The following is a 23,868-nucleotide window of genomic DNA, read 5'->3' as shown; positions in this document are numbered from 1 at the left end:
ACTCGGCGGGATGTGCGGTCAGGACGAGCCGACTCGGCTAATCGGGTTACTGCGCGTCGCGCTCCTGAGCGGCGAGGGCGCGAGCGACCTCGTCACGGCCTTCGCGGACGTACCGCTTGGCGGCGGGCTCGGCGGGGGAGGTCTCGAGCCACTTGTCGGCCTTCTCCAGGAGCTCGGGGGAGGCGGCCGGCTTCGGGAAGATGAACTCCAGCACCGTCGAGGCGCGGTGGGTGCCGAGGTGGTCCCAGAGGGTGTCGGCGGCCTCGAAGTAACGGTCGATGAACGGCGCCAGCACCTCGTCCTGGCCGCCGCGCTGGAACGAGAGCACGATCGAGCGGGCGGTCTCGTTGGCGACGTCGGTGCGGACGACGACGGAGTCCCAGGCCGCTTCCTTGGCCTCGGCGGTGGGCTGCGCGGCGCGGGCGGCGGCCGACTTCTCCTTGCCGGAGATGGTGTTGTCGCGCTCGAGCTCGGCGGCGATCTCGGTCTCGCCGAAGGTGCCCGAGGCGGCCAGGCCGGTGACGAGCGCCCAGCGCAGGTCCTGGTCGATGTCGAGACCGTCGTAGGCCAGGTCGCCGGAGAGCAGGCCCTGGAGGTCGGCGATCGCGGCCTCGGAGCGGGCGGCCGCGGCGTACGTCCGGGCGAAGGTCAGCTGGTGGTCGCTGCTCGGGGCGGCGGCCTCCAGCAGGCCCTTGAGCCCGCTCTCCCAGCGCGCCTTGAGGGCGTCGCGGTTGGCCGGGGCCGAGAAGGAGCCGACGGCCTGGGCGGCGAAGACCGGGATCCGGGTGACGCCCCAGGCGTCGGTCTCCTGGCCGATGTTGGCGAGCACGAGCTCGACGAAGTCGCTGGCCCGCATCTCCGCGTCGCGGGTCATGTCCCAGGCAGCGCCCCAGATCAGCGCGCGCGAGAGCGAGTCGTCCAGCGCGGACAGCGACGACAGCGCGGTGGCCAGCGAGCGCTCGTCGAGCCGGATCTTGGCGTACGTCAGGTCGCCCTCGTTGAGCAGCAGCAGGTCGGGCTGCTTGACGCCCACCAGCTGCGGGACCTCGGTCAGCTCGCCGGTGACGTCGATCTCGAACGCGTCGCGGCGCACGAGGGCACCCTCGACGAGGTCGTAGAGGCCGAGGCCGATGCGGTGGCGACGCAGCGTCGGGTAGTCGGCGGCGGCCGACTGGCGCACCGCGAAGGAGGCGTAGGAACCATCCTCGGCCAGCTCGAACGACGGCGCGAGGGTGTTCACACCGGCGGTCTGCAGCCACTCCTGGGCCCAGCCCTGGAGCTCACGACCGGAGGCGGCCTCGAGGTGGCGCAGCAGGTCCTTGAACTCGGAGTTCCCGTAGGCGAACTCCTTGAAGTAGGCCTTCAGCCCCTCCAGGAACGGCTCCAGGCCGACCCACGCCACCAGCTGCTTCAGGACGGAGGCGCCCTTGGCGTAGGTGATCATGTCGAAGTTGACCTCGACGGCCTGCAGGTCGTAGTTGTCCGCGGCGATCGGGTGGGTGGTGGGCAGCTGGTCCTGGCGGTAGCCGGTCTGCTTGCGCGCGTTGGTGAAGCCGGTCCAGGCGTCGGTGAACTCGGTCGCGTTGGCCTGGGCGTGGTAGCAGGCCCACTCGGCGAACGACTCGTTGAGCCAGAGGTCGTCCCACCACTTCATGGTGACCAGGTCGCCGAACCACATGTGCGCCATCTCGTGCAGGATCACCGAGGCGCGGAAGTCGTAGAAGGAGCGCGGCTGCTTGGAGCGCGGCAGGTACTCGTCGCGCAGCGTCACGGCACCGGCGTTCTCCATCGCGCCCATGTTGTACTCGGGCACGTAGAGCTGGTCGTACTTCCCGAAGGGGTAGGGGAAGTCGAAGGCGTCCTCGAAGAACTCGAAGCCCTGCTTGGTGATCTTCACGACCTCGTCGCGGTCGAGGTAGGGGACCAGCGACTGGCGGCAGTAGTGGCCCAGCGGGATCGTGCCGAACTTGCCCTCGTAGAGGTCCTGGACCTCGTGGTACTCACCGGCGATCAGCGCGGTGATGTAGGTCGACATCTTCTTGGTGGGCTCGAAGTCCCAGGTCGCGCGACCGTCGCCGAGCGGCTTCGGCTCGGGGGTCACCGCGTTGGAGACGACCTTCCAACCCTCGGGAGCGGTGACGTGGAAGGTGAAGACGGACTTGAGGTCGGGCTGCTCGAAGGTGGTGTAGACGCGGCGCGCGTCCGGGACCTCGAACTGGGAGTAGAGGTAGACACGGTCGTCGGCGGGGTCGACGAAGCGGTGCAGGCCCTCGCCGGTGTGGGAGTAGGTGCAGTCGGCCTTGACGACGAGGACGTTCTCGGCCGCGAGACCGTCCAGCTGGATCCGGGAGTCCTGGTACGCCACCGCGGGGTCGAGCGCGGCGCCGTTGAGCGTGATCTCGTGGACCGTCGCGCCGACCAGATCGGCGAAGGTCGAGGCGCCGGCCTCGGTGGAGGTGAAGGTGATCGTCGTCGTCGAACCGAAGGTCTCGGTACCCGTGGTGAGGTCGAGTTCGATGTCGTACGACAGGACGTCGAGGAGGGCGGCCCTAGCGGTGGCTTCGGCGCGCGTCAGATTGGTTCCAGGCATGCCTGGATCCTCTCATTCTGCTCGGATTTCGAGACATTCATAACGCCGTTGTTGCCCGTTCTTGGGAGTCGCTGAGCGTGGAAAGTAAAAATACAGTGTTGTAATTCCGACACACCGGTATCAATGGTTGACAACTTTCTCTAGGGTGCTCATGTGCCCCTCAAGTCACAGAAACATCAGTATTCACAGGAGTCGCGCCGGGTGGGGAAGCCTGGCGGGGCGCTGCGCCGGACCTTGGTCACCGGCGCGGTTCTGCTGCTCGTCGGCCTCGGTGTGCAAGTCATCCCCAAGTTGGCATCACCGGCGCACGCGGGCTCGATCACGCTCTGCTCCGGCTTCTCGGACTGCCGCAGCAAGGGCTACTCCACCGGCGGCTACGAAAGTGCCTGGGGAAGCATGTACTGGCGGATGTACGCCGGTCGGAACTGCACCAACTACGTCGCGTACAAGCTGATCCGGACCGGCCTGCCGAACGCTCGCCCCTGGTCGGGCGAGGGCAACGCCACCAACTGGGGCGTTGCGCTGAGCAGGCTGACGAACCGGACGCCGACCGTCGGCTCGGTCGCCTGGTGGCACTCCTCGCACCCGAGCGCGAGCCGCTTCGGGCACGTCGCGATCGTCGAGAAGGTCGGCGCGGACACGATCACCATCTCGGAGTCCAACTACGGCAGCGACATCAGCTGGCGCCGGATCGGCAAGGACTCGGTGAACTACCCGACCGGATTCATCCACATCAACGACAAGGGGACACCGTCGACGAAACGCCTCTCGGTCACCAAGCGGCCCACGGTCGAGGGCACGGCGCAGGTCGGCAAGGCGGTCACGGTCAACACCGGCTCGTGGAGCCCGAACCCGAACAAGATCCGCTACCAGTGGATCGTCGACAAGAAGCCGATCCCGGGTGCGACCAACAAGACCTTCCGCATCCCCGGCCACCTCGCCGGCAAGCAGATCGCGGCGGTGCTCACCGGCACCCGCCGGGACTACAGCCAGGCGAAGACGATGAGCCAGATCCTGCCGCCGATCAAGCAGGGCACGTTCAAGGTGCTCGCACAGCCGAAGATCTCCGGCACCCAGAAGGTCGGCTCGACGGTCTCCGTCGGCGGAGCTGACTACGAGCCGTCGGCCAAGATCGGCGAGGTCAGGTGGTACGCCGACAAGACCCTGATCGCACGCACCAAGTCCCGCTTCCTGAAGGTGCCCGCAACGGCCTCCGGGAAGAGGATCGGCGCGGTCGTCGTCGGCGTCCAGGAGGGCTACCGCCCGAAGCAGTCGTACGCCTTCGCCAGCACGCTCGTCGGTGGCGGCAAGGCGCCGCAGCAGCCGGCCGAGCCTCCGAGCGGCGGCGAGCTGTCGCAGACCGCGGCCGGCTTCGTGAAGGGCGGCACTCGCCTCGGCGGCCTGATGCAGGTCGACCCCGGCAGCTTCAGCGAGGCCGTCGACCTGACGTACCAGTGGACGCGCGAAAGCACGCCGATCTCCGGTGCGACGAGCAACAAGTACCGCCCGACGGAGTCCGATGTCGGCCACCGGCTCAGTGTCACCGTGGTCGCCCGCTCCAGCAGCGGCGAGACGGTGAGCAAGACGTACGGCCCCAGCGGCCGGGTCCGCGTCAAGCCGAGCGTCAAGGTCACCGCGACCGGCGGCTCCCGGCAGGCGGAGGTGGCCGTCAAGGTCACCGCGCCGGGCTACCTGCCCACCGGGACGGTCAAGATCACGACCAACGGCGGACGTACGGTCACCAAGACCCTCAGCGGCGGCGCCTCCGGTGTCACCTTCGTCAAGCTCCCCGCGGGCGAGTACGCCGTCACCGCTGCCTACAGCGGCGACGAGGTCGCCTACTGGGCCAGCGGGGGTGCCTTCACGACCGTCAACTGAGGTCCGGAACAGATCCGCAGCGGGAGTGGTTCGTGTCGACATGACACAGACCACTCCCGCTGCGCCGTCCGAGAAGACCCCCGAGAAGACCTCCGCCGACTTCTGGTTCGACCCCGCCTGTCCGTTCGCCTGGATCACCTCGCGCTGGATCCTCGAGGTCGAGAAGGTGCGCGACGTCGAGGTGACGTGGCACATCATGAGCCTGGCTTACCTCAACCAGGACAAGGACATCCCGGAGGAGTACCGCGAGTTCCTGAAGACCGCATGGGGCCCGGTGCGGGTCTGCATGGCGGTGCAGAACGAGTACGGCCAGGAGAAGCTGGCCGAGCTCTACACCGCGCTCGGCACCCGCCGTCACGTCGAGGGTCGCGACTTCGACCGGGTCCTGATCGAGGAGGCGCTGGCCTCGGTCGGGCTGCCCGTCGAGCTGGCCGACGCGATGGATGACTCCGGGTACGACGAGGCCATCGCGAAGTCGCACCACGAGGGCATGGACCAGGTCGGCAACGACGTCGGCACCCCGACGATCGCGATGAACGGCTCGGCCTTCTTCGGCCCGGTGATCTCCAAGGCGCCCAAGGGCGAGGAGGCCGGCAAGCTCTGGGACGGGTTCCAGCTGATCACCGCCTACCCCTACGTCTACGAGCTCAAGCGCGCCCGGGTCCACGACCTCGACTTCAGCTGAGCCCGCCTGGGAGGAATTTGGCGGTGACGCCGGGCGTATCCAGTCGTACGTTGGCAGGGTGACTACTACAGACGAGGCAGGAATCCTCTCGCGGGCGCTGGACCAGACCGGCGACCTGCTCGACCGGGTGCACGCCGAGACCGTCTCGCGGCCGACGCCGTGCCGGCAGTGGGACGTCGGCACGCTGGCCGACCACGTCATCGCCGACGGCACCAACTTCGTCACGATGCTTCGTGGCGGCGAGCCCGACTGGGGCGCGCCCGCGCCGCACGTGAAGGAGAGCTGGGGGCCGGCGTTCAAGGTCGGTGCCGACGACGTGCTGCACGCGTGGGACCAGGGCCCCGGCACCGACGGCTGGGAGGGCGGTGCGTCGGTGCCGGTCGGCCTGCTCGTAGCCGAGTACGCCACCCACTCCTGGGACCTCGCGCAGGCGCTCGACGTCCCGACCTCCGAGCTCGACCCGGAGCTCGCCGAGGTGGGGCTGGCCTTCATGAAGGCGACCTTGAAGCCGGAGATGCGCACGGGTGCGTTCGACGCCGAGGTGACGGCGCCCGAGGGCGCCGGGGCGTACGAGCGGCTGGCTGCTTTCGCGGGACGCAGCCTCGCCTGACACCATGGTCGTGTGGTTGACCAGATGGGAGTGTTCGCGCTCCAGCGCGCACTGACGCAGGCAGCAGAGGTTCTCGACACCGTCACGGCGGACGATCTGACCCGGCCGACGCCGTGTCTTGAGTGGGACCTGCGCAAGCTGGCCAACCACATGATCGCCCAGCCCCGCGTCTTCGTGACGATGCTCCAGGGCTCGCCGCCGGGATGGGACGGCCGCGAGGACTACGCGGTCAACCTGGGTGAGGAACTGCGTACGCGCGGCAACGCGCTGATCAACCTGTGGCGCGAGGTCGGACCCGACGACATGGTGATGATCGACCCCGACTGGCAGTCGGCCGAGATCGCGGTCCACACCTGGGACCTGTGTGCGGCGCTCGGCCGCCCGACCGACGGACTCGACGAGGCGGTCGCCCAGCGGGCGGTCGTCGCGATGGACCGCATCCTCGGGCCGGAGCGCAAGGGGCGGGCATTCGCCAACGCGCTCTCGGCGCCGGACGGTGCGGGTGCTTATGAGCACTTGGCTGCGTACGCCGGACGGCCGGTGCCGTTTGCGCCGACCCCGTCGCAGTAGTCACAGAGGTCCCAAACGACACACCGAACACATGCGTTTGCGGCATGTCGGGGCGTTGATTCTCCAAAATCAGGGGTATGGCCCGCTTCCCCCGCGTCATCACCGTGACCCTGACCGCTGTCGTTCTCGGCGCGTCGATGCTCGTGCCTGCCCTCGGTTCGGCGATCGGTCCGGCAGCCGCCGAGGACGCTCAGGTGATCAAGCTGCCTCGTCTCGAGGACGGCATCGCCACCCGTGACGTGAAGCTGCCCCCGCGGCTGACCGAGCGGTCCGCCGCCGCGGCGTCGACGGAGAAGCTGAGCACGACGACCTTCTCGATGGTCGGGGTCTCCTGGACCGGTTCGGAGACTCCCCAGGTCGAGGTGCGGGTGAGCAAGTCGGACCAGTGGCGCGAGTGGCAGGAGCTGCCGCTGCAGGAGGACCTGCCCGACGGCGGCGAAGGGGACGTCGCCGCGCGCGGCAAGGTCGAGCGCCGGGGCACCCAGCCGGTGTGGACCGGCCGGGCCAGCGGCGTACAGGTGCGGGTCGAGGGCGCGCAGCCCAAGGACCTCAAGCTGACCCTGATCAACACCGGCCCGCAGGAGGACGTCAAGGCCCCGAAGCGGGAGGCCGACGATCTCGGCTACGGCAGCGCCGGCGACGGCGCCAACGGCCGGGTCGCGCGGTCGCGCCCCAAGTGGGCGCCGAAGCCGGTGATCTTCACCCGGGCGCAGTGGGGTGCCAACAACTCCTGGCGCAACGGCCGCCCGGAGTACAACAGCTCGCTCAAGCAGGTCCACATCCACCACACCGCCACGAGCAACAACTACTCCAAGGGCGACGTGCCGGGGATCATCCGCGGGATCTACAGCTATCACACCAGGTCACTGGGGTGGTTCGACATCGCCTACAACTTCCTCATCGACAAGTACGGCCGCGCCTGGGAGGGTCGCTCCGGCGGCATCGACCGGCTCGTCAAGGGTGCGCACACGCGTGGCTTCAACCACCAGTCGATGGGCATCGCCCTGATCGGCAACTTCGAGAAGGTACGTCCCTCCGACGACGCGCTCATCAAGACCGAGCGGATGGCGGCCTGGAAGCTCGACATGGCGGGCCGCGACGAGCGCGGCACGCTCGAGACGATCTCCAAGGGGAGCGACCGGTTCCCGGCCGGACGGCGGGTGCGGGTCTGGGTCATCGACGGCCACTTCCACACCAACGAGACCTCCTGCCCGGGCGCCCAGCTCGCCAAGTGGCTGCCGTGGATCCGGAAGTACGCCTACCAGCGGGACCAGATGTTCAACCCGTGATCCGGGTGGGCGGTGTCGATGGCTGTGTCGATGGACGGCCGATGGCGCCCGCTCCCTAGGATGGAGCCATGAGCAACGTTCTGTCCGCAGTCGCCTGGCCGTACGCTAACGGCCCGCGCCACATCGGCCACGTGGCCGGTTTCGGCGTGCCCTCCGACGTCTTCAGTCGGTACATGCGGATGGCGGGCCACGACGTGCTCATGGTCTCCGGCTCCGACGAGCACGGCACCCCGATCCTGATCGCCGCCGACGAGGCCGGCGTGACTCCCCAGGAGCTCGTCGACAAGAACCACCGGATCATCGTCGAGGACCTGACCTCGCTCGGCCTGACGTACGACCTCTACACCCGCACCACCTCGGCCAACCACCACTCGGTGGTGCAGGAGCTGTTCCTCGGGGTCTACAACAACGGCTACTTCGTCGAGCAGACCTCCAAGGGCGCGATCTCGCCGTCGACCGGCCGGACGCTGCCGGACCGCTACATCGAGGGCACCTGCCCGATCTGCGGGGCCGACGGTGCCCGCGGTGACCAGTGCGACAACTGCGGCAACCAGCTCGACCCGGACCAGCTGATCAACCCGGTCTCCAAGATCAACGGCGAGACCCCGGAGTTCATCGAGACCCAGCACTTCTTCCTCGACCTGCCCGCCCTGGCCGACGCGCTGCACGCCTTCCTCGACGATCGCGAGCAGACCGGTCTGTGGCGTCCCAACGTCATCCGGTTCAGCCAGAACATCCTCAAGGAGATCCGCCCGCGCGCGATGACGCGCGACATCGACTGGGGCATCAAGGTGCCGCTGGACGGCTGGCGCGAGAACCCGACCAAGCGGATGTACGTCTGGTTCGACGCGGTCATCGGCTACCTGTCCGCCTCGATCGAGTGGGCCCGTCGCTCAGGCTCGCCCGATGCGTGGCGCAACTGGTGGAACGACCCGGAGGCGCTGTCCTACTACTTCATGGGCAAGGACAACATCGTCTTCCACTCCCAGATCTGGCCGGCCGAGCTGATCGCCTACAACGGCGGCGGCTCGAAGGGCGGCGAGCCCGGGGAGTACGGCACGCTCAACCTGCCGACCGAGGTCGTCTCCAGCGAGTATCTGACGATGGAGGGCAAGAAGTTCTCCTCCTCGAAGAAGATCGTGATCTACGTACGCGACCTGCTCTCGCGCTACCAGCCCGACGCGTTCCGCTACTTCGTGGCGGCCGCCGGCCCGGAGTCGAACGACTCCGACTTCACCTGGGCCGAGTTCGTGCGGCGTACGAACGACGAGCTCGTCGCCGGCTGGGGCAACCTGGTCAACCGCACCGCCACCCTGATCGCGAAGAACTTCGGCGAGCTGCCGCCCGCCGGGACGCTGACCGAGGCGGACCAGGCGATCCTGGACACCGTCGGCGCCGCGTTCGGCACGGTGGGTGACCTGATCGGCCGCCACCGGCAGAAGCAGGCGATCGGCGAGGCGATGCGTGCGGTCGGCGAGGTCAACAAGTACGTCACCGATCTCGAGCCATGGAAGCTCGCCAAGGCTCCTGAGGACCGTGAGCGCCTCGGCACCGTGCTGCACGTGATGGCCCAGTGCGTGGCCGACCTCAACCTGATCCTGTCCCCGTTCCTGCCGTTCTCCGCCAACGAGATCGACAAGGCGCTGGGCGGCAAGGGTGAGGTGGCCCCGATGCCCCGCATCGAGGAGGCCCGCGACCTCGACACCGACAAGCCCTACCCGATCATCACCGGCGACTACTCCGGCGCCCCCACCTGGGAGCGCCACCCGATCGTCGTCGGCACCCCGGTCGCCAAGCCCACCCCGGTCTTCCAGAAGCTGGACACCGCGGTCATCGACGAGGAGCTCGACCGGCTGGGCATCAAGCCGGAGTAGCGGCTGCGGTAATCGGTTGGATCGAGCCCGGTGCGGCTGCGACGATTCGGCGCATGATCGCACTGCTCGGCGACGACCGGGGACACCGCAGCCATCAGGAGCTCAACGCGCTTCGGCCACAGCTGGCCGAGCTCGGTGTCGAGACGGAGTGGGTGCCGACCGACTCCGGCTTTGAGATCGCGGCGTACGACGGGGTCTGGCTCGTTCCCGGCTCGCCCTATGCCTCCGATGCTGCGGTGTTCGAGGCTCTCACCGTGGTGCGGCAGCGAGGGATCCCGTTCCTCGGGGCGTGCGGCGGGATGCAGTACGCCGTGCTGGAGTGGACCCGCAACGTACTCGGCTCCGCGGCGACCCACGCCGAGTCCGACGGCGCGGGCGACGCCAACGCCGTGGCCGCCCTGGCCTGCTCGCTCTACGGCGAGGAGCGGCTGGTCACCCCCGTCCCCGGCACCCGCTTCGCGGGCTGGCAGCCGGAGCCGTTCGTCGGCATGCACTTCTGCAACTACGCGCCGACCGCCGAGGCCGTCGCCGCGCTGGAGAAGATCGGCGTCGTCGTCGGCGCCACCGCGGACGACGCCGGCGCCGAGGTCCTGGAGTTCCCCGACCACCCGTTCTACGTCACCAGCATGTTCCAGCCCCACATCGGTGCCCTCGCCGGAGCCCCGGTCCACCCCCTCGTGCGCGCGTTCGTGGACGCGGTCGCTGAGCGACGATGAGCGTCACGCTCCAGTTCCACCCCGACTGGCCGTACGCGGGCGGGCTGGTGATCGAGTCGTTGGCGCGGGACGGGGTGTACCGGTCGCAGTTCGAGACCGGGACGTCGAACGGTGGGCTCACGGCGCATCCGGGTGGAGACCGCTGGCGATGGGAGAGCCGGCTCTTCGGCGGGCGATATGACCGGGCGCCCGCCGCCGATCGGCCGGTCTATGGCGCCTGGAACCGCCGTCAGGATCGCTACGGTGGCGCCATCCGGTTCGGCTCGGCACACCTGCGGCTCCGGGCGGACCTCCTGGAGCGGTCCACGTTCTGCTTCCCCGACTCGGTGTTCGAGCCGACCGACTTCGGCGGCCCCGAGATGCTGCCACAGCTGTCCGCGATGGCTGATGCCTCCGGGTTCGACGACCTGGACGAGTGTGTCGAGGCACATGTGCACGGTGGCGTCGTGATCGAGCGAGACGTCGAGGCGGTCGTGCTCGACCCGTGTTTCCGGAACACACGAGTCGAGGCAGCGGCCTGTGCGCTCGGTTGTGAGGTCGAGTGGCACCCGGGGTTCCGGTTGTCCACCGACGCCCTCGATCCGAGCTATCGCGGTCAGGAGTACGTCGATCTGGCGCGATCGCTGGGCGACGTACTCACGCCTGGTCTCCTCGGTGCCGCTGCTCGGTCCGGTGGCCAGGACCCACAGGCGATCAAGCGGGCGTGGCACTACCTGGCTCGGTTCGGACGAGACGCCGGACGCTGACGGGCTCAGCCTCCGCCGCCACCGTCGCCTCCTCCGCCGCCACCGCCACCGTCACCTCCACCGCCGTCGCCACCCCAGCCGCCCTCGCCGCCTCCGAACCAGTCGCCTCGTCTGCGAGAGGACCGAAAGATGCCGCGTACGGTGGTGGCGGCCCAGTCGCCGCGAGAGACGTGATCTGCGCGGTCCATCACGTCTGTCGGGAAGGCGGTGGGAGAGCCGAAGAGCCGGTGGATCTGCTCGACGGCTGCGAGATGGCCGATCAATGCGGCCGTGCGCCGGGTCGGGTGGACGCCGTCGAACAGTGCGGCGCCGAGGTGGCGGCGTACGTCCTGCTTGTAGGTGACCTCGACGGCCGGCCAGGTGGTCCGGGTAATGAGGAAGCGCTTCTGCTGATCCCGACGCAGCAGGCCTCGGTGGACGAGCCGATCGGCCAGATGGCCGTACATGTCGATCCCGCATCTCCTGACCAGGGACGCTGGGCGCGGGTTGCCGCCGGCGAACGCCAGGCAGTGCTGGAGGAGAGGATCCTGAGGTATCCGGACCCCGGTCGGATGCACCTCCAGCATGCGCGTCACGGGGTCGGGCCGCAGGTAGACCGCTCCGGAGAGGGCGAGCTCGGACACCAGGGCACCACCGGCCAGGAGCTCGAGCGTCTGGGCGCTGAGGCCACTGACGGGTCGTCCGCTGAAGTCCTCGAGCGTCAGGAGCACGAGATCTTCCGCGATCAGCACGACGTGATCACTCCGGCGGGCCGATGGCGGCGGAGTAGCGCTTCGCGAGGACGTCGAGGTGGTCGCGGAGCTCCGGGGGTGACTCGACCGTGAAGTCGAGGCCGAGCATGCCGATCCAGACGGCGACGACCTCGAGGCTGTCGCCGCCGGTGACCAGGACGCTGCGGTCGGGGGCGATCGGCTCGACGGTGCCGACGGTGGGGTTGATCCGGGCGATGACCTCCTCGGCGGGGGCGGCGATCATCAGGCGGGCGTGGACGGCCCAGCCGGTGCGGGCGACCTCACGGACCAGGAACTCGGTGAGGTCGAAGCCCGGATCGACCGGGCGGAAGGGGCGGCCGCCGGGGATCTTGAGGCGCAGCCAGTCGACACGCAGCGGCTGCCAGGAGTCCTCGCGCGGGTCGCGGGCGACGAGATACCAGCGGCGCTGCCAGGAGACCAGGCGGTAGGGCTCGACCTCGATGGGCTCGCCGCGGTAGTCGGCGCGTACGCCGGAGCCGTCCCGGATCGCGGTCGCCAGCGCCTGCAGGAGGCCGGCGTCGACGTCCGGGTCGGGGACGTTGCTGTCGGTGTTGACCGGGCCGGTCTCCATCGCGTCGACCACCGCGGCGAGCTTGCGGCGCAGATGGTCGGGGAGCACCTGGTCGAGCTTGGTGAGGGCTCGGGCACTGGTCTCGGCCACGCCGGCGATCCCGGTGGCGGCGCGCAGCCCGACAGCCACGGCGACGGCCTCCTCGTCGTCGAGGAGCAGTGGCGGGAGATTGCCACCGGCGCCGAGTCGATAGCGCCCGCCGGGGCCGCGCACCGACTCGACCGGATAGCCGAGCTCGCGGAGCTTGGTCATGTCGTTGCGTACGGTGCGCTCGGAGACGTCGAGCCGAGCGGCCAGATCGGCTCCTGTCCAGCCGGCCGAGGACTGCAGGAGGCCGAGGAGCGCCAGGAGTCGAGCGGAGGTTTCCAGCACGGGCTCAGACTGCGCCAAAACAATTTCGTCGGCCACCGAAATTCCGGAATCAGGCTTGCCGGAACCGTTCATAACCTGGTCTCACAAGGTCGAAAACAACCAAGGAGATGTCATGAACACGCAGGTCAACAAGGGAATCAACACCGAGATCAGCACCGTCACCGTCGAGTTCCCGCAGGCGGACCTCGATGACCTCCGCGCCCGTCTGGACAACACCCGGTTCGCCCCCGCGGTGCCCGGGGACTCCTGGACCTACGGCACCCCGACGTCCTACCTCACCGACATGGTCGAGCGCTGGAAGGCGTTCGACTGGCACGCGGTCGAGGCGCGGATCAACGCTCTGCCCAACTACCTGACCGAGATCGACGGCCAGACCATCCACTTCATCCACGTACGTTCGCCGAGGGAGGACGCCAAGGCGCTCCTGCTCGCCCACTCCTACCCGAGCTCGTTCCTGGAGTTCCTCGCGATGGTCGAGGACCTCTCCGCGGACTTCCACCTGGTGATCCCGGAGATGCCGGGCTTCGGGCTCTCGGCCCCGCTCCTCGACACCGGCTGGACGATGCGGCGGGTCGCCGAGGCGTACGACGTCCTGATGCGGCGGCTGGGCTACGAGTCCTACGGGGTGCACGGCAGCGACGGCGGCGCGATGGTCGGGCGCGAGATGGCCCTGCTCGACCCCGAGGGGTTCCTCGGCGCGCACGTCCTGCAGCTCTTCTCGTTCCCGTCCGGCGACCCGAGCGAGTTCGAGGGCTTCGGGCCGAAGGAGTACGCCGCGCTGGAGCACCTGCAGTGGTTCCAGTCCGTCGGCGGCTACAACACGATGAACGGCTCCCGCCCGCAGACGATCGGTGCGGCGCTGGCCGACTCGCCGGTCGGGACGCTGGCCTACAGCGAGCTCTTCGAGTCGTTCGGCAACGGCACCTCGCTGGTCACCCCCGAGCAGGTCATCGAGCAGGCGACCTACTACTGGCTCACCAACTCCTACGCCTCGGCCGCGCGCTACCACTTCGAGGAGGGGCGCGCCGAGCGCGAGCCGGAGGTCTCCCAGGGCCGGATCGGGGTCGCGGTCTTCAAGGACGACTTCCAGACGATCAGGGCGTTTGCAGAGCGGGACAACGCCAACATCCAGCACTGGTCGGAGTTCCCCGAGGGCGGTCACTACGCGGCCCTGGAGCGCCCCGACGTCATCGCCGCCGACCTGCGGGTCTTCTTCGGCTGACCGCAGACGCAGACCCGAGGATCGCAGCCACCCGGTGGCTGCGATCCTCGGGTTGTGTCAGCTGGCCGCGGTCGTGGCGGCGGTGGTGGCGACCATCACCGCCGCCATGACCGCGGTGACCTCGTCCATCGCGTCCTTGACGCCCTTGGCGGCCCAGTCGCCCCGGGCGATCTCCTTCGCCCGCTTCTTGACCGCCCCGGCGCCGACGGTCCTCGTGTCGACCACCTTGTGGGCGAGGTCGATGGAGGAGAGGAGGGCGATGAGCGGTCCGGTCCGTGCGTCCGGCGCGGCGCCCTGGATCAGCACGGCGACCAGGTGGCCGCGTACGGCGTTCTCGTGGGTCGAGTCCGCGGCCGGCCAGGTGGTGCGCGGGAAGAGGCCGAGGATCCTCTCGTCGCGGCGCTTGAGGATGTTGCGGTCGCAGAGCCGCGCGGCGAGGGCCTCGTGCAGACCCTTGCCGAGGTTGGTGACGGCGTTCTTGGCCGCCAGTGGCTTGGCCGCCAACACGTCGTACGCAGCGGCCAGGATCGGTTCGTCCGGCCGCCTGCCCGGCAGCGCCATGGCCTTGGCCGGGGTGAACCCGGACTTGGGGACGATCTGGACCGAACCAGCCATGACGAGCTCGGTCAGGATCGCTCCGCCCAGGGCCTGCTGGACCCAGGACGAGGCGAGCGTGCCCTTCTCGTCGTCGAGCACGAGCAGCAGCAGGTCTTCTGCGATCAGCATGTACTGACGGTAAAACGACTCGCCGCCGGGCGCCTCCTACGAAAGACGGATCTTTGGTCGGACCTTTGTCTAGGGCGCGTCTCCCAAATCCACGCCCGCTACGCGGCGTTTCGCATCCGATCTGGCTGCGTTGGCGCCGCTCGACATCCAGGATGCCTTCGCAGCGCCGCCTTGCCAGATCGGCCCGAAACGCCGCTCGCGGCCGCCGTGTCTTTGAGAGACGCGCCCTAGCCCTGTGCCGACTCCGGACCTGCGACGTCGAACATCCAGCTCACGCCGAACTTGTCCTCGAACTGGCCGAAGTAGTCGCCCCACGGAGCCTGCGCGAACGGCATCCCGGGCCTGCCGCCATCGGAGAGCTTGGCGTAGTAGTCGGCGAAGCGCGGGTGGTCGGCGGGGTCGGCGCTGGTCATCGCGACGGTGATGCCGGCGCTCGGGGCGACGTAGTCCATGCCCATCCCGTCAGGCGTGTCGGCGGCCATCAGGACGAGGCCGTCGTCGAGGGTGAGCGAGCCGTGCATGACCATGCCCTTCGCCTCCGGCGGCACCGGACCCATCGCGTCGCCCATCGAGTCGAAGGTCATGGTCTCGACGGTGCCGCCGAGCACCGACCGGTAGAACTCGAGCGCCTCAGCGGCCTCGGACTTGAAGCTGATGTAGGGGTTGAGCGTTGCCATCCGGATCGTCTCCTTTGATCGATTTCCGACCCCGTTCGTTCACAGTAAGCGCCTCGAAGGAGGTGGAGAAGGGCAATTCGCGTCGGTTTGCCCTGTTTTCGGGTCACTGTCACGGGCGGGTGATCTCGACGCCCAGCCACCCGGCCAGCGCCTCGATCTCGGCCTCCACCGCGTCACCGATCTCGGCAGTCCACGCGATGTCCTCGTGGACGGCGAAGACGTTCATCTGCGCCTTCTTGTGGTCCACCTTCGCGTCGAGCTTCCCGACGAGCCGCTCGCCGTACAGGATCGGGAGGGCGAAGTAGCCCCAGCGTCGCTTGGCGGCCGGCTTGTACATCTCCAGGACGTACTCGAACCCGAACAGGTCCAGCGCCCGGTCGCGGTCGTAGACCAGGCGGTCGAAGGGGGAGAGCAGGGCAGCCCGCGGGGAGAACCCGTCCTCGAGGGCGGCCAGGGCCTCGGGGTCGACCCGCCACTCGCCGTCGACGCCAGCCACGGTGCAGGGCACGCCCGCGTCGCCGGCGCCGAGCACCTCGCCTCCGGAGGAGTCCTTCCGCCCGGGGCGGGCGATCCCGAGCGAGCCCAACCGGCGCACCGTCTCCACCCTGAGCGCCTCGTCCGGGGAGGGCAGTCGTAGGTCGGACGGGTAGACGCGCTCGGCGATGTCCCAGGTGCGCAGCTTGCCGCGGCGGCCGGCGATGGCGACCTCGCCCATCCGGTTGAGCAGCTCGATCATCCGCAGCACGTTCTTGTCGTTGGTCCATCCGGTCGAGGCCCAGGGCACCTCGGCGGTGTCCTCGATCTCGCCGGCCACGAGCGGCCCGTCGGCTCGCAGGCGGTCCAGGATCTGCGTACGGAATCTCCTGTTGGCCTCCACCCATTCGACGGCCGTGGGGTGGATCCGGCCCGGAGCGAGGGCGAGGACCGTCTCGATCTCGTCCATGGGCACGATGAAGCTGGAGAATTCCACCAGCGAGCGCTCCTGCTCGAGGGCGAAGGTCAGATCCGAATGATCGTACGCATCCCCCAACCGCGACCACGCCACCAGATCCGCGCTCGGCGCGATCGCCCTGGTCGGGTCGATCTGCAGCAGCGTCAGCTGGTCGACGGTCTCCACCAGCGAGACGGGCCGACGCGCATCGAGGAGCTGGGCGCGGACGGCGATCCGGCGCGCCTGTTCCGGGGTCAGGGAGAGCGTCATGGTCGACACAGTATGGGGAGTTCCGGACGACCTGCTGCCGATTCGAACCGATCTTCCGATTCCGCTTGACCGCGTGAATGTTAGCGCTCACACTAGGGCGCATCGTGACGACGGTCACACTGGCCGCCGCAGTGAAAAACTGGAGGACGACAGTGAAGAAGACCCTCATCGCCCTGTGCACGCTCGCCGTCGGCGGGATGTCGCTCAGCGCGTGCGGTGGCAGCGAAGCTGCCGACGACGGCTCGATCACCATGGGCTTCGCCCAGGTCGGCGCCGAGAGCGGCTGGCGCACCGCGAACACCACATCGATCCAGGACTCGGCCGAGGAGGCCGGCATCGACCTGAAGTTCTCCGACGCGCAGCAGAAGCAGGAGAACCAGATCAAGTCGATCCGCTCCTACATCCAGCAGAAGGTGGATGTCATCGCGTTCAGCCCGGTCGTCGAGACCGGCTGGGACGCGGTGCTCCAGGAGGCCAAGCGCGCCAAGATCCCCGTCGTGCTGACCGACCGGGCCGTGGACACCGAGGACACCTCGCTCTACGTCACCTTCATCGGCTCCGACTTCGTCGAGGAGGGGGAGAAGGCAGGGCAGTGGCTGGTCGACAACGCCGACGCCTCCGATGTCGACAAGGACGGCGCGATCAACGTCGTCGAGCTCCAGGGCACCACCGGATCGGCGCCCGCGATCGACCGGAAGAAGGGGTTCGAGGACGTCATCTCCTCGGACTCCACGATCAAGATCACCGAGTCCCAGACCGGTGACTTCACCCGTGACGGCGGCAAGCAGGTCATGGAGGCCTTCTTGCAGTCCAACCCGAAGATCGACGTCGTCTACGCGCACAACGACGACATGGGCCTGGGCGCGATCGAGGCGATCAAGGCGGCCGGCAAGAAGCCCGGCACCGACATCAAGATCATCACCGTCGACGCGGTCAAGGACGGCATGACCGCGCTCGCCGCGGGCGAGATCAACTTCATCGTCGAGTGCAGCCCGCTGCTGGGGCCGCAGCTGATGGACGTCGCCGAGAAGGTCGTCGCCGGCGACGAGGTCCCCGACCGCATCGTCACCGAGGAGACCACCTTCACCCCGGAGCAGGCCGCCGAGGCGCTGCCCGACCGGAAGTACTGACGCCGTTGACCGAGGTCACTCGGTGAGGCGTCGCTTCCCTCGTGGAACTCCGTGAGGGAAGCGCGCATTCACCGAGTCACCCTTCGACAAGCTCAGGACATCGCCTCGGTGAGCATTCCGCCGCCCCCGACCCGCCAGGAGCCAGCACGACATGAGCCAGGCAGAAACGAAGCCACCCCGGCCGGTGGTGGAGATGCTCGACGTCTCCATCACGTTCGGGGCGGTCCGAGCGCTCGACGGCGTCTCGCTGCGACTCCTGCCGGGGGAGGTGCACGCGCTCATGGGGGAGAACGGGGCCGGGAAGTCGACGCTGATCAAGGCCCTGACCGGGGTCTACACGATCGACTCGGGACGGGTGGAGATCGCCGGCGTCGAGACCCGGTTCGCCACCCCGGCCGCGGCACAGCACGCCGGGATCAGCACGGTCTACCAGGAGGTCAACCTGGTCCCCAACCTCACCGTGGCCGAGAACATGCTCCTCGGCCGCGAGCCGCGCCGCCTCAACGGGATCGGCGCGATCGACCGCCGGGCGATGAACCGCCGCGCCGCCGCCTCGCTGCAGGGCCTCGGCATCGACATCGACCCCGGTTCGGAGCTCGGCAGCCACCCGATCGCCGTCCAGCAGCTCGTCGCGATCGCACGTGCCGTCGACACCGACGCCCGGGTGCTGATCCTCGACGAGCCGACCTCGAGCCTCGACGCCGACGAGGTGGCCAGGCTCTTCGAGGTGATGCGCAGGCTGCGTGACCAGGGCACCGCGATCGTCTTCGTCTCCCACTTCCTCGACCAGGTCTTCGAGATCTCCGACCGGATGACGATCCTGCGCAACGGCCGGGTGGTGGGCGAGCGGCAGGTCGCGGAGACCACCCAGCTGGAGCTGGTGCAGCTGATGATCGGCCGCGACCTCCAGGTCCTCGAACGACTCGACCATGCCGCGCACGAGGCGTCCGGGGAGGCGGCGACCGAGCAGCGCCTCCCGGTGCTGAGCGCGGTCGGGCTGGGCCGGAAGGGGAGCCTGGAGGCCACCGACCTCACCCTCTTTCCCGGGGAGGTCGTCGGCATCGCCGGCCTGCTCGGCTCGGGACGTACGGAGCTGGCCCGGCTGTTGTTCGGCGCCGACGCCCCGGACACCGGTGAACTCACGGTTCGCGGCTCGAGTCGCCGGAGGCTGCGCAGCCCCCGGCATGCGATCGACCGCAAGCTCGCCTTCTGCAGCGAGGACCGCAAGGCCGAGGGTGTCTTCGAGGAGCTCTCCGTGGCCGACAACATGCTGCTCGGCCTGCAGGCGAGCCGTGGCTGGCTGCGGCCGATCCCGACGGCCACCCGTTCGACGCTGGTCAAGGAGTTCATGACCGCTCTCGACGTACGACCGGCCGACCCGAGCCTGCCGATGCGGAGTCTGTCCGGTGGCAACCAGCAGAAGGTCCTGCTGGCGCGCTGGCTGATCACGGAGCCCGACGTACTCCTGCTCGACGAGCCCACCCGCGGCATCGACATCGGCGCCAAGACCCAGATCCAGCAGCTCGTCGCCGATCTGGCCGAGAAGGGGATGAGCGTGGTGTTCATCTCCGCCGAGCTCGAGGAGGTGCTCCGGCTGAGCCACCGGCTGGTGGTCCTCAAGGACCGCCGCAAGATCGCCGAGAGACCCAACCGTGGTGTCGACGTCAACGACGTGCTCGAGATCATCACCGGCGAACCCGGCGGTCTGGCCGAGAAGGAGCGAGCAGATGCCTGAGACCGTCGGAACCGTCAAGGCACTCGGCGCCCGCGCCATGGCCCATCGGCTCTTCTGGCCGCTGGCCGCGCTCGGTGCGCTGCTGGTGGTCAACCTGATCGCGACGCCGACGTTCTTCAACGTACGCATCCAGGACGGGCACCTCTTCGGCAGCCTGGTCGACATCGTCCGCAACGGCGCTCCGGTGCTGCTGGTCGCGATCGGGATGACGCTGGTCATCGCGACCCGCGGGATCGACCTCTCGGTGGGCGCGGTGGCGGCGATCGCGGGTGCGGTCGCCTGCGTCTACATCGTCAAGAGCCCTGCCGACGGCGCGGTGGGCACGGCCGTCGTCGCGATCACGATGGCGCTGGCCGTCTGTGTCGCGCTGGGGCTGTGGAACGGCTTCCTGGTCGCGGTGGTCGGCATCCAGCCGATCATCGCCACGCTGGTACTGATGGTCGCCGGCCGGGGGATCGCGATGCTGGTGACCGGTGGCCAGATCACCACCGTCAACAACGACGCCTTCGCCGCGCTGGCCTCCGGCCACCTGCTCACCCTCCCCGTCGCTGCCCTGATCGCGCTCGGTGTCTTCGCGGCCACCCAGATCGTCGTACGCCGCACAGCGCTCGGCCTGCTCATCGAGTCGGTCGGGATCAACCCGGAGGCGAGCCGGCTGGCCGGCGTACGCTCCCGCACGATCATCTGGACCGTCTACGTCTTCGCGGCGCTGTGCGCCGGGACCGCCGGCCTGATCATCGCCGCCAACACCCACTCGGTGAACGCCAACAGCCTCGGACTGTGGATCGAGCTGGACGCGATCCTCGCCGTCGTCATCGGAGGTACGTCGCTGGCCGGCGGTCGCTTCTCGCTGACCGGCACCCTGGTCGGGGCTCTGCTGATCGCCACGCTCACCCGGACCATCCCGAACATCGGCATCCCGGCCGAGGCCAACTATCTGTTCAAGGCGCTGGTGGTCGTGGTCGTGTGCCTGCTGCAGTCGCCGAAGGCGCGAGCGGTGCTGCAACGGCGCAGCGACCGCACACCGACCAGCCGTGAGGAGGCTGTGGCATGAGTGCTCAGGTGCCCACCATCGAGACCGGCGTCATCGCCCGGATCGCCCGTTTCAGCCCGCCGCGCCGCTACCTGCCCGTGATCGGCACGTTCGCGCTGTTCATCGGCATGTTCGGCATCGGCGGGATCCGCTACGAGGGGTTCGCCGACCCGCAGGTCTTCCTGACGCTGCTGCTCGACAATGCGTTCCTGATCGTGCTCGCGGTGGGGATGACGTTCGTGATCCTGACCGGCGGGATCGACCTCTCGGTCGGCTCCAACGTGGCCCTCTCGACGCTGATCGCGGCCCGGACGCTCGAGCTCGGCCTGCCGGTGGTCGCGGTGATCGTGGTCGTGCTCCTGTCCGGCATCCTGCTCGGCACCGCGATGGGGTTGCTGATCCACTACTTCGACATCCAGCCGTTCATCGCCACTCTGGCGGGCATGTTCCTGGCCCGCGGGCTCTGCTACCTGATCAGCGTCGACTCGATCCCGATCAAGGACGAGACCTTCTCGGCCATCGCGTTCGGCTCGATCACCCTGCCCGGCGGCTACTACCTCGGGTGGACGGCGGTCTTCGCGCTGGTGATCGTCGCGGTGGCCGCGTACGTCCTCGCCTCGACCCGCTTTGGACGCACCGTCTACGCCCTCGGCGGCAGCGAGCCGTCGGCGCTCCTGATGGGGTTGCCGGTCGCGGCGACCAAGGTCGGGGTCTACGCGATCAGCGGGCTGTGTGCCGCGCTGGGCGGGCTGCTGTTCGCGCTCTACACGCTCTCGGGCTACTCGCTGCACGCGGTCGGGATGGAGCTGGACGCGATCGCCGCGGTCGTCATCGGCGGCACGCTGCTCACCGGTGGCCGCGGTTTCGTGGTCGGGTCGTTGCTCGGGGTGCTCGTGCTCGGCACGATCCAGACCTTCATCTCCTTCGACGGGACGCTGTCCTCGTGGTGGACGCGAATCACGATCGGGGTGCTGGTGCTCGTCTTCGTTGTCGCGCAGCGGGTGCTTACTCGGAGGTAGGTCGGGGTTCCGCTTTTGTCGGCTGATGTTGTTTGTGGTTGGGGTTTGCCGCCGACCCTTTCGGGGAGGGTGTTCTCGGCGGCGTCCGGAGTAAAGGACGGCCTGCGGCCGCCGGCTTCGCCGGTCGCCTTCGGCGATCCTTGACACCGGCCGTCGCCGAGAAAGATTTGGCTGGCTATCGGGTCGGCGGCAGGGGTCTGGCGCGGAGATGTCGGTTGGGTAGGGGCTTGGGAATCGGCTGGTCGCTTCGCCGTGGGAGCTAGTGGGGCGGCTGGTGAACGAATTTTCGTTCGCCGCGTGAGTCGGTCTCCGCCGGGTGTGGGCTCTGCTGGTGGAAGGAATTTTCTTTCCGCTGGAGGAGCCTCTGCTCGGTGGGGCGAACGAACTTTCGTTCGCCCGTAGAAGCCCCCTGTGCCCGCAGCGGTTCCCCGCGACCACACCCGGGCCGCCGCCCCGATAGCCAGCCAAATCTTTTCTCGACATGGACCGGTGTCAAGGATCGCCGAAGGCGACCGGCGTCAGCCGGCGGCCGCAGGCCGTCCTTTACTCCGGGGCAGGTCGAGAAGACCCTCAGAGAGAGGGTCGGCGGCCCACCCCAACCAAAAAACACGCCCGCAAACCCCTGACAAAAGACAGAGCCCTACTCAACCACCCGAGCAACCTCAGGCAGTTCCCCAGAAGCGCGCAGCGAATCCAGCAGATCCCCCGGAAGGATCCAGACGGTCGCAAGCGGAAACGGCCGCTCGCGCAGCATCACTGCACCGGTGACGAAGGCAGGCTCACCGTTCGGGCAGGAGAAGACGATGTCGTCGCCCCACTCCCACTCGCGCTTGACGATCGTCGGGAGCATCCACCACATCAGCCAGTTGCGCTCGGAGTTCATCGCCGAGTGCCGGCGGGGGCAGTTCTCGTCGTAGGCGACGACCGCGTCGGGGTGCTCGGCGAGGATCGAGCGCAGGTCGTCGACGACCGGGGTGGCGTGGTCGAAGCGGTCGTGGAACCTGTCGGAGGCCACGTCGGCGACGGCGGATCCGGCGGTGCCCACGACCAGGACGAGCGCGGTGACGACCACGGCGCGCACTCGGTCAGCCGTCTGCGAGCTCAGCCGAGGGCTGAACCGGGAGAGAGCCGCGAGGAGCGTCCAGATCGCCAGCGGCACCAGGGCACACAGGGTCGCGATCAGCCAGAAGCGGTTGTCGTTGGTGAACGACGGAATGGGCCCCGGCTGCGGGAACTGCCCGTCCGGAAGCGCCCACCACCACGGGATCGCGCCGGGGATGTGCGCCGGGGTGGTGTAGGCCCAGGTGGGCGCGTCGGGGGCGACGACGAGGATGGTCACCAGCGAGATCCCGGCGACGATCACCCAGGTCCAGACGAGGACCGCCCGGGAGCGTACGGCCTGGATCGCCGCGCAGACCCCGGCCAGCACGAGGACCGCGAAGACGGGGTCGATGTAGCGCCCGTAGATCCAGTAGTCGAAGCGCCGCCACTCCATGGTGAACAGCGAGTACTCGTTGCCCCAGTTCAGACAGCTGAGGACGTACATCGACCCGGCCGCGATCAGCACGAACCCGGCCGGCCCCACCTGTCGCGAGCGGAGCTCCTTCCAGAACAAGGCGGTGACCACGACCAGGCCGACGACCACGACGCCGAAGCTGCCGATCATCTGCGTCCAGGCCTCGCCCGCGAAGGTGTCGACCCAGTACCGCGGGTTGGCTTGGGTGACCTTCTCGAAGAAGTCCTGCGCCTGGATGAACTTCCACGGCACCAGCTGCGCGTGGAACCAGAGCGCGGCCTTGTTGGCGGCCACAGCGAGCATGCCGGTGGCGACCAGCCCGACGAGGGCGATCTGCCACTTGCGTACAAGGAAGAAGATCAGCCACAGCGCGACCGCGGCGACGAAGACCTGCATCCGGGCGTGGGAGAAGAGTGCGAGCCCGGTGAGCAGGCTGAGCAGGAGTACGCCGCGGTAGGTCGGCTTCTCCCAGAGCCGGAACGCCGCCAGGGTCGTGAGGACGACAAGCAGCGTGACCAACCGCTCGGAGAGGATGTAGTCGGCCTGGATCGCACGGGGCGGCAGGGCCATCACGATGGCCCCGGCGACCACACCCTGCGCCGGAGTGACCCCGCTGAGCCGAACCGCGACCCGGGCCAGCGGCCAGATCGTGAGCATGCTGATCACCAGACCGACGACGATCGCCATCCGGTAGAACGTGAAGACGTTGGACGTGACCAGCCACAACGGCGCCAGCAGCACGCCCCACCCGGGGTAGTAGCCGGGGGTGTTCAGCTGTGGCGAGTCGAGTCCGAGGACGGTCCGTCCGTGGATGACGGTGCCGATCTCGTCGTACATGAACGAGAGGCTGGAGCCCCAGGCGATGTAGAGGTTGATCGCCAGAGCGACCACGACGGAGACGACAGCGGCGATGCGCCAGAACCGATCCACGCGGCGGAACCTATACCCACCTCATA

20 protein-coding genes are annotated in these 23,868 nt (G+C 68.6%); 13 read left to right on the top strand and 7 right to left on the bottom strand.

Features of this window, described 5'->3' with window-relative positions; translation table 11 throughout:
• Positions 1-46 precede the first annotated feature (46 nt).
• Positions 47-2,590 carry an aminopeptidase N gene (pepN, locus tag ACIRON_RS19305; RefSeq protein ID WP_402994482.1) on the bottom strand — a complete coding sequence of 848 codons (2,544 nt, stop codon included), beginning with the start codon at positions 2,588-2,590 and terminating at the stop codon, positions 47-49.
• Between the two features lie 201 nt (positions 2,591-2,791).
• Here pepN and ACIRON_RS19300 point away from each other — a divergent pair, with 201 nt between their 5' ends.
• From ACIRON_RS19300 to ACIRON_RS19265, 8 genes are all read left to right on the top strand, one after another.
• On the top strand, positions 2,792-4,468 hold the full coding sequence (locus ACIRON_RS19300; RefSeq protein WP_402994480.1) for a CHAP domain-containing protein: 1,677 nt from the start codon (positions 2,792-2,794) through the stop codon (positions 4,466-4,468).
• Between the two features lie 40 nt (positions 4,469-4,508).
• Positions 4,509-5,153, top strand: coding sequence for a DsbA family protein (locus ACIRON_RS19295; RefSeq protein ID WP_402994478.1), 645 nt, complete (start codon positions 4,509-4,511; stop codon positions 5,151-5,153).
• A gap of 58 nt (positions 5,154-5,211) precedes the next feature.
• Positions 5,212-5,763: a TIGR03086 family metal-binding protein gene (locus ACIRON_RS19290; protein WP_402994476.1), complete on the top strand. Its 552-nt coding sequence runs from the start codon at positions 5,212-5,214 to the stop codon at positions 5,761-5,763.
• A gap of 12 nt (positions 5,764-5,775) precedes the next feature.
• Positions 5,776-6,333, top strand: coding sequence for a maleylpyruvate isomerase family mycothiol-dependent enzyme (locus tag ACIRON_RS19285; RefSeq protein WP_402994474.1), 558 nt, complete (start codon positions 5,776-5,778; stop codon positions 6,331-6,333).
• A gap of 77 nt (positions 6,334-6,410) precedes the next feature.
• Entirely contained in the window at positions 6,411-7,622 is a 1,212-nt protein-coding gene (locus tag ACIRON_RS19280) for a peptidoglycan recognition protein (RefSeq protein ID WP_402994472.1), read from the top strand.
• Positions 7,623-7,690: 68 nt separating this feature from the next.
• Positions 7,691-9,496: a methionine--tRNA ligase gene (gene metG / locus ACIRON_RS19275; protein WP_402994470.1), complete on the top strand. Its 1,806-nt coding sequence runs from the start codon at positions 7,691-7,693 to the stop codon at positions 9,494-9,496.
• Positions 9,497-9,549: 53 nt separating this feature from the next.
• Positions 9,550-10,212 carry a CTP synthase gene (locus ACIRON_RS19270; protein WP_402994468.1) on the top strand — a complete coding sequence of 221 codons (663 nt, stop codon included), beginning with the start codon at positions 9,550-9,552 and terminating at the stop codon, positions 10,210-10,212.
• Positions 10,209-10,958, top strand: coding sequence for a DUF3626 domain-containing protein (locus ACIRON_RS19265; protein WP_402994466.1), 750 nt, complete (start codon positions 10,209-10,211; stop codon positions 10,956-10,958). Before ACIRON_RS19270 ends, ACIRON_RS19265 begins: the two co-directional genes overlap by 4 nt.
• 5 nt (positions 10,959-10,963) lie before the next feature.
• On the opposite strand, the gene ACIRON_RS19260 is transcribed toward ACIRON_RS19265, so the two are convergent.
• Both ACIRON_RS19260 and ACIRON_RS19255 read right to left on the bottom strand, forming a co-directional pair.
• Positions 10,964-11,689: a GPP34 family phosphoprotein gene (locus tag ACIRON_RS19260; protein ID WP_402994464.1), complete on the bottom strand. Its 726-nt coding sequence runs from the start codon at positions 11,687-11,689 to the stop codon at positions 10,964-10,966.
• Positions 11,690-11,696: 7 nt separating this feature from the next.
• Complete coding sequence (locus ACIRON_RS19255; RefSeq protein ID WP_402994462.1) at positions 11,697-12,653, bottom strand: helix-turn-helix transcriptional regulator; 957 nt, start codon at positions 12,651-12,653, stop codon at positions 11,697-11,699.
• Between the two features lie 112 nt (positions 12,654-12,765).
• On the opposite strand from ACIRON_RS19255, the gene ACIRON_RS19250 reads away from it, so the two are divergent.
• Positions 12,766-13,875, top strand: a complete 1,110-nt coding sequence (locus ACIRON_RS19250; protein WP_402994460.1) for an epoxide hydrolase family protein — start codon at positions 12,766-12,768, stop codon at positions 13,873-13,875.
• A gap of 57 nt (positions 13,876-13,932) precedes the next feature.
• On the opposite strand, the gene ACIRON_RS19245 is transcribed toward ACIRON_RS19250, so the two are convergent.
• The 3 genes from ACIRON_RS19245 to ACIRON_RS19235 all read right to left on the bottom strand — a co-directional run bounded on the left by ACIRON_RS19245 (position 13,933) and on the right by ACIRON_RS19235 (position 16,479).
• Complete coding sequence (locus tag ACIRON_RS19245; protein ID WP_402994458.1) at positions 13,933-14,601, bottom strand: GPP34 family phosphoprotein; 669 nt, start codon at positions 14,599-14,601, stop codon at positions 13,933-13,935.
• Between the two features lie 227 nt (positions 14,602-14,828).
• Positions 14,829-15,278, bottom strand: a complete 450-nt coding sequence (locus ACIRON_RS19240) for a VOC family protein (RefSeq protein ID WP_402994456.1) — start codon at positions 15,276-15,278, stop codon at positions 14,829-14,831.
• A 109-nt stretch (positions 15,279-15,387) separates the two neighbouring features.
• On the bottom strand, positions 15,388-16,479 hold the full coding sequence (locus ACIRON_RS19235) for a DNA glycosylase AlkZ-like family protein (protein ID WP_402994454.1): 1,092 nt from the start codon (positions 16,477-16,479) through the stop codon (positions 15,388-15,390).
• Positions 16,480-16,631: 152 nt separating this feature from the next.
• Between ACIRON_RS19235 and ACIRON_RS19230 the strand changes: the two genes are divergently transcribed.
• The 4 genes from ACIRON_RS19230 to yjfF all read left to right on the top strand — a co-directional run bounded on the left by ACIRON_RS19230 (position 16,632) and on the right by yjfF (position 21,396).
• Positions 16,632-17,609 (top strand): ABC transporter substrate-binding protein, encoded by a 978-nt coding sequence (locus ACIRON_RS19230; RefSeq protein ID WP_402994452.1) that lies wholly within the window; start codon positions 16,632-16,634, stop codon positions 17,607-17,609.
• 151 nt (positions 17,610-17,760) lie between these two features.
• Positions 17,761-19,344 (top strand): sugar ABC transporter ATP-binding protein, encoded by a 1,584-nt coding sequence (locus ACIRON_RS19225; protein ID WP_402994450.1) that lies wholly within the window; start codon positions 17,761-17,763, stop codon positions 19,342-19,344.
• Positions 19,337-20,398, top strand: coding sequence for an ABC transporter permease (locus ACIRON_RS19220; RefSeq protein WP_402994448.1), 1,062 nt, complete (start codon positions 19,337-19,339; stop codon positions 20,396-20,398). Before ACIRON_RS19225 ends, ACIRON_RS19220 begins: the two co-directional genes overlap by 8 nt.
• On the top strand, positions 20,395-21,396 hold the full coding sequence (gene yjfF / locus ACIRON_RS19215; protein WP_218131459.1) for a galactofuranose ABC transporter, permease protein YjfF: 1,002 nt from the start codon (positions 20,395-20,397) through the stop codon (positions 21,394-21,396). Before ACIRON_RS19220 ends, yjfF begins: the two co-directional genes overlap by 4 nt.
• Positions 21,397-22,036: 640 nt before the next feature.
• Here the strand turns inward: yjfF and ACIRON_RS19210 are convergent.
• Complete coding sequence (locus ACIRON_RS19210; protein WP_402994445.1) at positions 22,037-23,842, bottom strand: hypothetical protein; 1,806 nt, start codon at positions 23,840-23,842, stop codon at positions 22,037-22,039.
• Positions 23,843-23,868: the final 26 nt, after the last annotated feature.

It is taken from the genome of Nocardioides sp. NPDC101246, assembly GCF_044767415.1.
Classification (GTDB): domain Bacteria; phylum Actinomycetota; class Actinomycetes; order Propionibacteriales; family Nocardioidaceae; genus Nocardioides.
This window is presented reverse-complemented; position numbering and strand designations above follow the sequence as displayed.

Excerpts from the sequence above, each read along its gene's own strand:
- pepN (WP_402994482.1), bottom strand. The coding sequence starts at position 2,590 with ATGCCTGGAACCAATCTGACGCGCGCCGAAGCCACCGCTAGGGCCGCC.
- ACIRON_RS19295 (WP_402994478.1), top strand. The coding sequence starts at position 4,509 with ATGACACAGACCACTCCCGCTGCGCCGTCCGAGAAGACCCCCGAGAAG.
- ACIRON_RS19280 (WP_402994472.1), top strand. The coding sequence starts at position 6,411 with ATGGCCCGCTTCCCCCGCGTCATCACCGTGACCCTGACCGCTGTCGTT.
- metG (WP_402994470.1), top strand. The coding sequence starts at position 7,691 with ATGAGCAACGTTCTGTCCGCAGTCGCCTGGCCGTACGCTAACGGCCCG.
- ACIRON_RS19270 (WP_402994468.1), top strand. The coding sequence starts at position 9,550 with ATGATCGCACTGCTCGGCGACGACCGGGGACACCGCAGCCATCAGGAG.
- ACIRON_RS19265 (WP_402994466.1), top strand. The coding sequence starts at position 10,209 with ATGAGCGTCACGCTCCAGTTCCACCCCGACTGGCCGTACGCGGGCGGG.
- ACIRON_RS19250 (WP_402994460.1), top strand. The coding sequence starts at position 12,766 with ATGAACACGCAGGTCAACAAGGGAATCAACACCGAGATCAGCACCGTC.
- ACIRON_RS19245 (WP_402994458.1), bottom strand. The coding sequence starts at position 14,601 with ATGCTGATCGCAGAAGACCTGCTGCTGCTCGTGCTCGACGACGAGAAG.
- ACIRON_RS19240 (WP_402994456.1), bottom strand. The coding sequence starts at position 15,278 with ATGGCAACGCTCAACCCCTACATCAGCTTCAAGTCCGAGGCCGCTGAG.
- ACIRON_RS19235 (WP_402994454.1), bottom strand. The coding sequence starts at position 16,479 with ATGACGCTCTCCCTGACCCCGGAACAGGCGCGCCGGATCGCCGTCCGC.
- ACIRON_RS19225 (WP_402994450.1), top strand. The coding sequence starts at position 17,761 with ATGAGCCAGGCAGAAACGAAGCCACCCCGGCCGGTGGTGGAGATGCTC.
- ACIRON_RS19220 (WP_402994448.1), top strand. The coding sequence starts at position 19,337 with ATGCCTGAGACCGTCGGAACCGTCAAGGCACTCGGCGCCCGCGCCATG.
- yjfF (WP_218131459.1), top strand. The coding sequence starts at position 20,395 with ATGAGTGCTCAGGTGCCCACCATCGAGACCGGCGTCATCGCCCGGATC.